Genomic DNA, 10,708 nt, shown 5'->3' with positions numbered 1-10,708 from the left:
CCATCGCCAGCCTCCACTAAAGCTGGTTCCTCATGAATCACGCATCCGCCGCAAAGGGAATCCCAAAAATCACTTTTCTGCCAAAGTAGTGCTAGTGGATATCGAAGATGTTTGGGGCAGGCAGACAGACGAATTGCCGGGACGCTCAATCCACGGTCGAGGCTCTTGTCAATTCGAGCCGACCGCGCGTGGCGGTCACCCTTCCGTGAGGCAACATCCGTGACCTTAAAATACGGAGAAGGACCGCCGAAAATTTGATGAACTTCGACACAGTCGACCTGCGCTCCATCGGCCTTGCCTAGGGACCCGACCAATCCGCCCGCATCTATACAAACGATCTTTCCACGCCTGAAGATTGCATGCCCAACGCCTTATGCAACAAGCGGCATGCTTTCAAAAACAATGACTCACCAGACTGACAGCTACTGCGGCTTGGCCAACCTATTACAGGGACACAGGACTAAAAAAAACGGCCAACCGTGTTGACGTGATCCTCTGGACTGCTGCGGCGGCAAACCAGGCCGTTGTTGATGCCAAGCACCTCGCCCGTGTGTCCCTGGGTCATACAACCAGCGGGTGGTGTTGCAGGGTGCTGCGCAACGGCAGACTTACTCGGCCATAACGGTCAATCCCAAATGCGAGCGAACAGTCGGAATATATGATAATTCCTGCAGCGTGTTGCGCGATACGTTTTAATTATGGACATAGCAGCATGCAGGAATGCCCCGTCATTGGTGATTTTTGCTTCCCACGCTGTGCTGTTCGTGCCAGACAGGACATAACATGGATCGTCGGCTCGCCTTCCTGCTTCTTATTGGAGCAATCCTTGGCCTTCTGGGGCAGGAATCAGCTTTCGCGCAGATGACCCTCAAACCGGTACAATCCGAAACGACCCAAATGGACCCCGACTGCGCCAAAGCAATGGGGATTACCGTTCAGCCATCATCGGATGACCAACCCTGCCAAGGGATGACCCCGGAATGCATCGCAAAAATGGGTTGCACCGTGCCCTTGGCTTTACTCCCCGGCAAGGTTGTTGATGACGTTCAGGCCCTGACGCTTTTCCAACCTGTCGTGTCCCCTGTTGCGGCACTGTGGGGACGTACGGTTCCGCCCGAGCCTGAGCCTCCGGCGCACATCGGCTGATCGCTGAGCGGGCTACGTCGGCTTTGCCGACCCCGTAGCTTCTGCCCATCGGACCGAAGGATCCACGTCAATCCGCGCCCGCGATGCATCCACTTGGGGCCTCCCCTCAAGATGGTTTACGCGAAATGGATATCCGACTGGCGCCACCCAAAAACCTGGTGAGCCGGCTGCCGCATGACTGTGACAGGACCGGATCGCCGCAGGCAGGTTGAGCAATTGCCTGGCCGATAGCGATAAGACACGACGGCCGGGCACGTGGCGCCGGTGAAGTTCCCTCGCTTCACCGGCGCCCGATTCGCCAAAGGCAGTCCTTCGCAATCGGCCTCGCACGTGCAGACCGGAAGACAATTGCATGCGTATATTATTCCTGGCACCGGCCTTGGCCACTGCGCTGCCTTGCGCGGCAGGTGCGGAACCACTGACTTTCGAAGCCGCGCTCGAACGAGCGGCGAACGCAGCACCTGCGCTCAAAGTCAGTGAGGCCAGCGTCCGCGCATCGCACGCTCGTGCGATTGCTGCCGGCCAGCTTCCTGATCCCACCTTGTCCGTTGGCATCGATAATTTTCCGATTTCGGGCCCGCCAGCCTTTCGTCCGCGTGATGAAAGCATGACCACCGCACGGATCGGGGTCGAACAAGCATTCCCCAACCCGGCCAAGCGGCGGGCGGAGCAAACCCGCGCGCGGGCTGCGATCGGCGCGGCGGAAGCTGGACAAGCGGTCACGGCGCAAGACGTCCGCCTGGAAACGGCGCTTGCCTGGATCGATCTTTACTATGCCAAACGTCGCCTTGCCCAGTTGCGGCGCCTTGATGCGAGTCTTGGCGATTTACAGGCTACGGTTACGGCGCGGCTTGCCTCGGGTTCAGCCCGGCCAAGCCAGGCCTATGAACCCGAGCAGTTGCGCGCGGCGGTTAATGACCGGCAAGCTCAGCTTGAGGCTGAGGTGGCCAAGGCGCAAGCCCGGCTCGCGCGCCTGACGGGCGATCCCGATGCTGACGTTAGCAGCGATCCGCCCTTGCTCACGGTCGAACGTGAACGGCTGAGGGGCGGTATTGGCGCAACTCCGCGCCTGACCGCTCTTGATGCCGATGTCGCTGCCGCCGAGGCAGAGACTGATCTTGCCCGCGCAGCAAAGCGGCCGGATTGGCGGGTCAGCACCAGTTATGGCCGGCGCGATCCGGCCTATGGCGACATGGTTTCCGTCGGCGTCAGTATCGATCTGCCGCTGTTCTCGCGCAAACGGCAAGATCCGCTGATAGCAGCCCGCGAAGCCGAGGCGGACCGGGCACGGTTCAGCCGCACTTCGGGCGAACGCGATCTGAATGCGGGGCTCACGTCCGATCTTGCCGATTACGACATGCATCGCCGGCAACTCGACAACGCCAGGGCTACACTCGTGCCGCTCGCCAAGCGGCGGGCCGAGCTGGATATGGCGAGTTATGCCGCAGGCAAGCTCGATCTCGGCAGCGCGCTCCTCTCGAGCCTCGCTCTTGCCGAAGCTGAAGTCGATGCACTCGCCCGCGAAGCTGATGTCGCGCGCGACGCGGTCCGGATCAATTACACATACATGGAGGTGCGGCCATGAACTGGCACGCGAAGCAGACCGCGCGTTGGGGCGCAGGCATCTTGGCGATCGCCCTGGCGGCAGGCGCGGGCGGGTATTGGCTCGGTCATAGCAGCAGTCCCGGTACCGTGACGGGCGCCGGATCGGAGCGCAAGATCCTTTACTGGTACGATCCGATGGTACCCGCCGAGCACTACGACAACCCCAATTCACTGTCGTCGATGGGGATGAAAACCATCCCAAAATATGCCGACGAAGGGGCTGCAACCGCCACGGCCCCGGGGGTCAGCATCGACCCGGCTGTCCGGCAGAGCCTTGGCCTGCGTGTGGTCACGGCGGAGATTGGCACACTGCCTTCATCGGTCACGGTCACCGGCACGATCGACTTCAACCAGCGCAATGTCGCCATCATCCAGGCGCGCTCGGGCGGTTTTATCACCCGTGTCTATGGCAGGGCGCCGGGCGACGTTATCGGTGCGGGCGAGCCCATAGCGGACCTGCAATTGCCCGAATGGGGCGGCGCGCAGGGCGAGTATCTCGCGGTCCGCCGCCTTGGCCGCCCCGACCTTACCGCGGCGGCACGCCAGCGGCTGAGGTTACTGGGCATGCCCGAGCAGCTCATCGGGCAAGTGGAGCGCAGCGGGCGAACGAGCGCCGTTCTTACCATCACGTCGCCAATCGGCGGGGTCATCCAGACGCTTGATGGACGGCAGGGAATGACGCTCGTGGCAGGCCAGACCCTTGCACAGGTCAACGGGATCGGAACGGTCTGGGTCAATGCCGCCGTGCCGCAGGCGCAGGCGGGCCTTGTTCGGGTCGGGCAGCGCGCAAACGTGACGCTGGCCGCTCTTCCCGGCCAAAACCTCGCGGGCCGCGTGATTGCGATCCTGCCGACAGCGCAGGCCGAAAGCCGGACTCTCACGGTGCGGATCGAACTGGCCAACAGCGGCAGCCTGCTGCGCCCCGGCATGTTCGCCACCGTGGCGCTCGGCGACGAAGGCCAACCCGGATTGTTGGTGCCGAGCGAGGCGGTCATCCGCACCGGCGCGCGCAATCTCGTCATTCTTGCCCTCGCCGACGGACGCTATCGGCCAGCGGAGGTCCGGCTTGGCCGCGAGGGCGGGGGCAGAACAGAAATCCTTACCGGGCTTGCGCCAGGCGAGAAGGTGGCGGCATCGGGGCAGTTCCTGCTTGATTCCGAAGCAAGCCTGAGCGGTGTTCCGGCACGGCCGATCGGAGATGTGCGATGATCGCCGCGATCATCCGCGGCTCTGTCCGCTGGCGTAATCTGGTGCTTGTTGTGGCAGCAGTGCTGAGTGTTCTCGGCTTTTACGCGGTCCGGACTACGCCGGTCGATGCCTTGCCCGATCTCTCCGATGTGCAGGTCATCATTCGCACCAACTATCCCGGTCAGGCGCCGCAGATCGTCGAAAACCAGGTTACATACCCGATCGCCTCGACCATGTTGTCGGTGCCCGGTGCGCGCGTCGTGCGCGGCTATTCGTTCACCGGCGACAGCTTTGTCTACGTGCTGTTTGACGACGGCACCGACCTTTATTGGGCGCGCAGCCGCGTTCTTGAGTATCTGAGCCAAGTGCAAGGCCGTCTACCCGAGGGGGCCAAGCCGGCTCTGGGGCCCGACGCCACGGGGGTGGGCTGGATCTTTGAATATGCGCTGGTTGACAGGTCGGGCGGCCATGACCTTGCCCAGCTCAGAAGCTTGCAGGATTGGTTCCTGCGCTATGAGTTGAAGACTGTGCCGGGGGTGGCCGAGGTCGCCAGCATCGGCGGCATGGTCAAGCAGTACCAGGTGATCGTCGATCCGCAGAAGCTGGCGGCTTATGCGGTTACCACCGAGCAGGTCACTGAGGCGCTCAAGCGCGCCAATCAGGAGACTGGCGGGTCCAGCGTGGAAATGGCCGGCGCCGAATATACGGTTCGTGCCAGCGGCTATCTCAAGACGCTCGACGACTTCCGTGCGGTTCCGCTGCGCGCCGATGGAGGCGTTCCCGTGACGCTGGGCGATGTCGCGACGGTCCAGATTGGCCCGGAAATGCGTCGCGGCATTGCCGAATTGAACGGAGACGGCGAAGTGGCTGGCGGAGTCATCGTCATGCGCCAGGGCCAGAACGCCCGCGCGGTCATCGACGGGGTCAAGGCCAAGCTCGATGAACTGAAAAGAAGCTTGCCGCCGGGCGTCGAGATAGTGCCGACCTACGACCGCTCGGGGTTGATCGACCGGGCAGTGGAGAACCTCGGACACAAGCTCCTCGAAGAGTTCGTCATCGTCGCGCTCGTCTGCGCATTGTTCCTCTGGCACGCCCGCTCGGCGCTCGTCGCGATCCTGACGCTTCCGCTCGGCATCCTAATGGCCTTCATCGTCATGCGGTTGCAGGGCCTCAACGCGAATATCCTCTCGCTCGGCGGCATCGCCATCGCCATCGGGGCGATGGTAGATGGGGCGGTCGTGATGATCGAGAATGCGCACAAGCACCTCGAACGCTGGCAGCACGAGCATCCCGATAGCGAACTGGACACGGCGACGCGATGGCGCCTGGTCACGCAGGCTGCGGCCGAGGTAGGCCCGGCGCTGTTTCTCAGCCTCTTGATCATTACCTTCTCGTTCCTGCCGATCTTCACGCTTCAGGGACAGGAAGGACGGCTGTTTTCGCCGCTCGCCTTTACCAAGACCTATGCCATGGCGGCCGCGGCGCTGCTCTCGATCACGCTCATTCCGGTGCTGATGGGGCTCCTGATCCGGGGACGCATACCCAGCGAGGAGGCCAATCCGATCAATCGCTGGCTCACGCGGATTTACCGTCCGGCGATTGACTGGGTGCTCGTTCACCCCAAGCGCACGCTCGTGATCGCAGCCCTGATCTTCGCGACCACCTTGTGGCCGATGTCGCGGATTGGCGGAGAGTTCCTGCCGCAGATGAACGAAGGCGACCTGCTCTACATGCCGTCGGCGCTGCCGGGGATTTCGCCGGCCGAGGCCGGGCGGCTGCTTCAGCAGACCGATCGGCTGATCAAGACCGTGCCTGAAGTTCAGAGCGTATTCGGTAAATCCGGACGCGCCGAGAGCGCAACCGATCCTGCCCCGCTGGAGATGTTCGAGACGACCATCCGCTTCAAGCCACGAGAGCAATGGCGATCCGGCATGACCCCCGAGAAGTTGGTCGAGGAGCTCGATGCGCGGGTCAAGGTGCCGGGCCTTGCCAACTTCTGGATCCCGCCGATCCGCAATCGCATCGACATGCTGGCGACCGGGATCAAGAGCCCGGTCGGGATCAAGGTCGCCGGTTCGAACCTCGCCGAGATCGATCGCACTGCAAGGCAGATTGAGCAGGTCGTCCGGACGGTGCCGGGTGTCGCCTCGGCGCTGGCCGAGCGGCTGACCGGAGGGCGCTACATCGACGTCACGGTCGATCGCGCCGCCTCAGCCCGCTACGGGCTCAATGTGGCCGATGTCCAGTCGGTGGTGTCGGGCGCGATTGGCGGCGAAACGGTTGGGCAGACAGTCGAAGGGCTGGCGCGCTACCCGATCCAGGTCCGCTACCCCCGCGAAATCCGCGACAGTCCGGACAAACTGGCAAGCCTGCCGGTGCTGACCCCTGCCGGCCAGCAAATCACTCTCGGCAGTGTCGCCCGGATCGATATCAGCGAGGGGCCGCCCATGCTTCGCAGCGAGAACGGCAGACCTGTGACCTGGATCTATGTCGATGGCCGGGGCAGCGACATGCAGACCATGGTGGGCGACATCCAGCGCGTCATTACCGCAAAGGTCAAGCTGCCCCCCGGCGTCAGCGTTTCCTATACTGGTCAGTACGAGTTTCTCATCCGCGCCAAGGAGCGGATGAAGCTGGTAATCCCGGTGACGCTCGCGATCATTCTGGGGCTTTTGTACCTGACTTTCCGGCGCTGGGATGAAGCGCTGCTGATCATGGGCACTTTGCCCTTTGCCCTCACCGGCGGTCTGTGGTTGCTCTATTGGCTCGGCTACAACCAGTCGGTAGCGACCGCTGTGGGGTTCATTGCGCTCGCGGGCGTCGCGGCCGAATTCGGGGTCGTCATGCTGATTTACCTCAAACACGCGCTGGAGGCGCACAGCGATGACGACGTAGTGGGGGCGGTCCGCGATGGCGCTGTGATGCGCGTCCGGCCCAAAGCCATGACAGTTGCGGTGATCCTCGCCGGCCTGCTCCCCGTCCTGGCAGGTGGCGGAACAGGTTCGGAAGTGATGAGCCGGATCGCCGCACCGATGGTCGGCGGCATGCTGACGGCGCCCCTCCTGTCGATGCTGATCATCCCTGCGGCCTACCTGCTGATGCGCCGACGCACCCAATTTCGCAATCAATCCGAAGGAGAAGCACTATGAAGTCAGGTTTGATCATCACCTCCAGTCTTGCACTGTTGGCCTCGCTTGCCGCTTGCAACAAGCAACCCGAATCGTCGAGTGCCACAACTGCTCCAGCGGGCAGCAAGAGCACCCCCAAAAGCACTGTGGATGCAGTTGCGATTGTTCATGGCGCCAGCACCGGAACCATCACCGCAGTCGATCTCGCCAAAGGGACAATCACGCTCGACCATAAGGAAATTCCGGCTCTACAATGGGCGGCAATGAAAATGGGCTTCTCCGCCAATCCGGAAGTCCTCCAAGGATTTAAGGTGGGAGATCACGTATCGTTTGAAGTCGATTGGGACGGCAGGCAAGGCACAGTCACGAAATTGCGCCAGGGTAGTGCAGATTGCTGTTGAAAAGGGTTTTAACGCCAGCATGCGATCAGGGGTCAAGGCCAACAGGTCGCATGCCACCCTTAGAATTTGACCGGTACCGATGCCCCGACTTCTTAGCAAAGCCCTAGCCGGCTCTCTCCTGATGCCAGTTCGGGCTAGAATTAAGTTTAGACTTCAAGACTAGTCGCGAATTTCTCGAAATTCGACCTCGATCCGTGCAATCTCTTCGGATGTGATGGCGTGCAGTCTTGCCTGATAAGATGATATCAGCGTCCGATGGCGCACCGGCGGATGCCAGGACGCATCACCTTCGACAGGTCTAGTCCCATCTTTCCGGAACGCCGTCACGTGAAGATGACTTCCCCCTGGCAGAAAACCGAAGCCCCGCCGACGGGCAAATCCGCCCACGGTCACCCCATCCTTTGCCGCGTGAGCATAGACCGAACGGATTTCGACCCGCGAGTTGGCTTTCGCGGTAAGCGGCGCTGGGACAGGTGGAAGTGTCGTACATCCTCCTGCCAGAAATATAGCGGCTCCAAGTGGCAGGCCGCGAAATCTCCATCTTCCGTTGGTCATTTTGTCACCTCCTTCATTAGTTGCCGGCCGTGCGATCACGGTAGGCAAGCAATCGCAGGGCGTTGAACACGACGATCAGCGTTGAACCTTCGTGCATGGCAACCGCCGGCCCGATTCCCAGACCCAGAATAGTCGCCGGTACAAGCAAAGCCACGACGCCAAGGCTGACAAACACGTTCTGGCGGATGATCCGACGCGTGCTGCGGCTGAGACCCACCGCGAACGGCAGGTGGGACAGGTCGTCCGCCATAAGTGCCACATCTGCGGTTTCGAGGGCCACATCGGAACCTGCCGCCCCCATCGCGATGCTGACGGTAGCACTCGCCATGGCAGGCGCATCGTTGACCCCGTCGCCGACCATCGCAACCTGCGCCTCGCTACGCAGCTTCTTGATCGTGACGACCTTGTCTTCTGGCATGAGATCGCCCCAGGCCTCGTCGAGCCCAACCTGGCGGGCGACAGCATCGGCGACGCGCTGGTGGTCGCCCGAGAGCATGACCATGCGTTTGATACCGAGTTTCCGCAGCTGATAGAGTGCGTCGCGCGCGCTTTCGCGCGGCGTGTCGAGGAGACCAATGGCACCAAGGTCACTATCGCCGCGGCGCACGACCATGGTGGTAAAGCCGCCTGCCCTCAATTTTTCAATCGCGGCAGCCATCGGGGCGGACAAGGGGTCGATCCCCTCGGTGCCGAACATCTCAGCCTTACCGATCAGCACCCGTTGACCACCCACTTCGGCGGTCACGCCGCGCCCGGTCAGACTCTCAATGTTGATCGCCTCGGGAATCGAACGATCGCCAATATGGTCCCGTCCATCACGGGCTATCGCCTGCGCGAGCGGATGGTCGCTCAGGCTCTCGACCGCAATCGCGACCGCTATCAGATCCTGCTTGTCGATGCCAGGCGCGGCCACGATCTCCTGGATACGCGGCGCGCCCTTGGTCAGCGTGCCGGTCTTGTCGAATGCGATCGCATCCAGTGAGCCAAGCAGTTCGAGCGGCGCGCCGCCCTTGATCAGGACACCGCCGCGCGCGGCGCGGGCCACGCCGGAAAGCACCGCGCTGGGCGTCGCGATAGCGAGCGCACAGGGGCTTGCCGCGACAAGCAGCGCCATTGCGCGGTAGAAGCTCGCGCGAAACGGCTCGTCGATCACCACCCAGGCAAAAAGCAGAAGGACGGTGAGTCCGAGCACGGTCGGCACGAAGTAGCGTTCGAACTTGTCGGTGAAGCGCTGGGTCGGCGATTTCTGCGTCTCGGCCTCGCTGACCAGCTTGATTACCTTGGCAAGGGTGGACTCGCTGGCAAGGCGGGTGACCTCGATTTCGAGCGCACCGCTGCCGTTGATCGTTCCGGCAAAGACCCGGTAGGCGGCCTCTAGCCGGTCGGGATTCGCGCGCGCGGCAGCATCGTCCATCACCGCCCGCTTGTCGACCGGCATGCTCTCGCCGGTCACCGGAGCCTGGTTTACCGCGCTGGTGCCCCTGACCACGAACCCATCGGCAGGGATGCGCCCGTCGGGCTTAACGGCGAGAACATCGCCAAGGGCAAGCTGCTCGACCGGCATCTCGCGGGTCGTCCCGTCGCTTTGTCGGACCATAGCTGTGCGGGGAGCGAGTTTCGACAGGGCCTCGATAGCACGCTTTGCCCGGCCCATCGCATAGTGCTCAAGCGCATGGCCTAGACTGAACAGGAACAGCAGCAGCGCACCTTCCGCCCAGGCGCCAAGCGCGGCGGCACCGGCGGCCGCGACCAGCATCAGCGTATCGATCTCGAAACGCCGGGCCTTCAGGTTCTGGAACGCCTCGCGCAGCGTGAAGAAGCCGCCGAGCCCATAAGCAAGGATGTAGCAGCCCAGCGGAAGCCATACGGGTGCGTCGGCGAACCTATTAATGGCGAACCCGATGGCCAGCATGAGACCACAGCCGAGCGCGAAGACCAGTTCGGTCCAAGAGCCGAAGACTCCGCCATGCTCGTGGTCGTGACTATGCTCGCCGGGGCCATGATCATGCCCGGCATGGTCGTCTTCGACCACGGTCTTGTGGCGCAGCCCCAGTCTCTGCAATACCGCCCGGACTGCCGGTTCGTCGATCAGGTTCCGGTCGAACTCGACCCGAACCACCCCCGCCGGACTGACCCCGGCTTCGAGCACGCCGGGGGTCTTTGCCAGTTGATCGCTGATCCGGTTGGCCTGGCGGGCAGAAAACGTCTGGCCCAGTTCCCAGACCACATGGCCAAAACGCGCCGATATGTCGGCGCCGGCAGCCTCGACGATCGAGCGGACCTGGGGCAGCGACAGTGTGCCGGGATTGAAGTGGACGCACAGAACCGGCGTGTCGCTATTGGACTCAGCGACATGCGCGTCATTTACACCGTCGCGCGCCTTCAGCACCGCCAGCAGCCGCTCAACGCAGCGGTCGGCCGCGTCGTGGACTTCGGGCAAGACCAGCGGAACGTCGAACTTGGCCTTGTCAGCCATCAGCGAGTTCCTCGTCCTGAAAGTCCGTTGGCCCGCTCAGGATTTCGACCGCCTCAAGCGTGACGAGGCCGATCCCGGAAACGGCGGTCAACTCGGCAGCAAAGCGGCGCAGTGTTGAGTAGCGCCGAGAATTGACCCGGGATTATCACTGAGAATTGACCCGGGTTGATGCGGGGTATGTGCTGCCCAGAACGGGCAAGGTCAAGGTT

Annotated in this window: 6 protein-coding genes; 5 read left to right on the top strand and 1 reads right to left on the bottom strand. The window is 62.6% G+C overall.

The genetic code is table 11. The features are described 5' to 3' along the window. Positions 1 to 783: 783 nt before the first annotated feature. The 5 genes from BGP00_RS07530 to BGP00_RS07510 all read left to right on the top strand — a co-directional run bounded on the left by BGP00_RS07530 (position 784) and on the right by BGP00_RS07510 (position 7,468). The gene (locus tag BGP00_RS07530) at positions 784 to 1,146 is read left to right on the top strand and encodes a hypothetical protein (protein ID WP_292632550.1); all 363 of its coding nucleotides are present in this window, start codon (positions 784 to 786) and stop codon (positions 1,144 to 1,146) included. 352 nt (positions 1,147 to 1,498) lie between these two features. Then, a complete protein-coding gene (locus BGP00_RS07525) occupies positions 1,499 to 2,731 on the top strand; it encodes a TolC family protein (RefSeq protein WP_292687926.1) in 1,233 nt (410 codons plus the stop codon). Further along, complete coding sequence (locus BGP00_RS07520) at positions 2,728 to 3,960, top strand: efflux RND transporter periplasmic adaptor subunit (protein ID WP_292687928.1); 1,233 nt, start codon at positions 2,728 to 2,730, stop codon at positions 3,958 to 3,960. The genes BGP00_RS07525 and BGP00_RS07520 overlap by 4 nt, the downstream gene beginning before the upstream one ends. Further along, positions 3,957 to 7,088: an efflux RND transporter permease subunit gene (locus BGP00_RS07515; protein WP_292687930.1), complete on the top strand. Its 3,132-nt coding sequence runs from the start codon at positions 3,957 to 3,959 to the stop codon at positions 7,086 to 7,088. Before BGP00_RS07520 ends, BGP00_RS07515 begins: the two co-directional genes overlap by 4 nt. Further along, positions 7,085 to 7,468, top strand: coding sequence for a copper-binding protein (locus BGP00_RS07510; RefSeq protein ID WP_292687932.1), 384 nt, complete (start codon positions 7,085 to 7,087; stop codon positions 7,466 to 7,468). Before BGP00_RS07515 ends, BGP00_RS07510 begins: the two co-directional genes overlap by 4 nt. Before the next feature lie 571 nt (positions 7,469 to 8,039). Here BGP00_RS07510 and BGP00_RS07505 read toward each other — a convergent pair. After that, positions 8,040 to 10,499 carry a heavy metal translocating P-type ATPase gene (locus BGP00_RS07505; RefSeq protein ID WP_292687934.1) on the bottom strand — a complete coding sequence of 820 codons (2,460 nt, stop codon included), beginning with the start codon at positions 10,497 to 10,499 and terminating at the stop codon, positions 8,040 to 8,042. Positions 10,500 to 10,708 lie beyond the last annotated feature (209 nt).

Origin of the sequence: Novosphingobium sp. 63-713 (assembly GCF_001898925.1) — a bacterium.
In the GTDB taxonomy this organism is placed as follows: domain Bacteria; phylum Pseudomonadota; class Alphaproteobacteria; order Sphingomonadales; family Sphingomonadaceae; genus Novosphingobium.
Note: the sequence above shows the minus strand (reverse complement) of the source record. Positions and strands in the feature narration are given on the sequence as shown.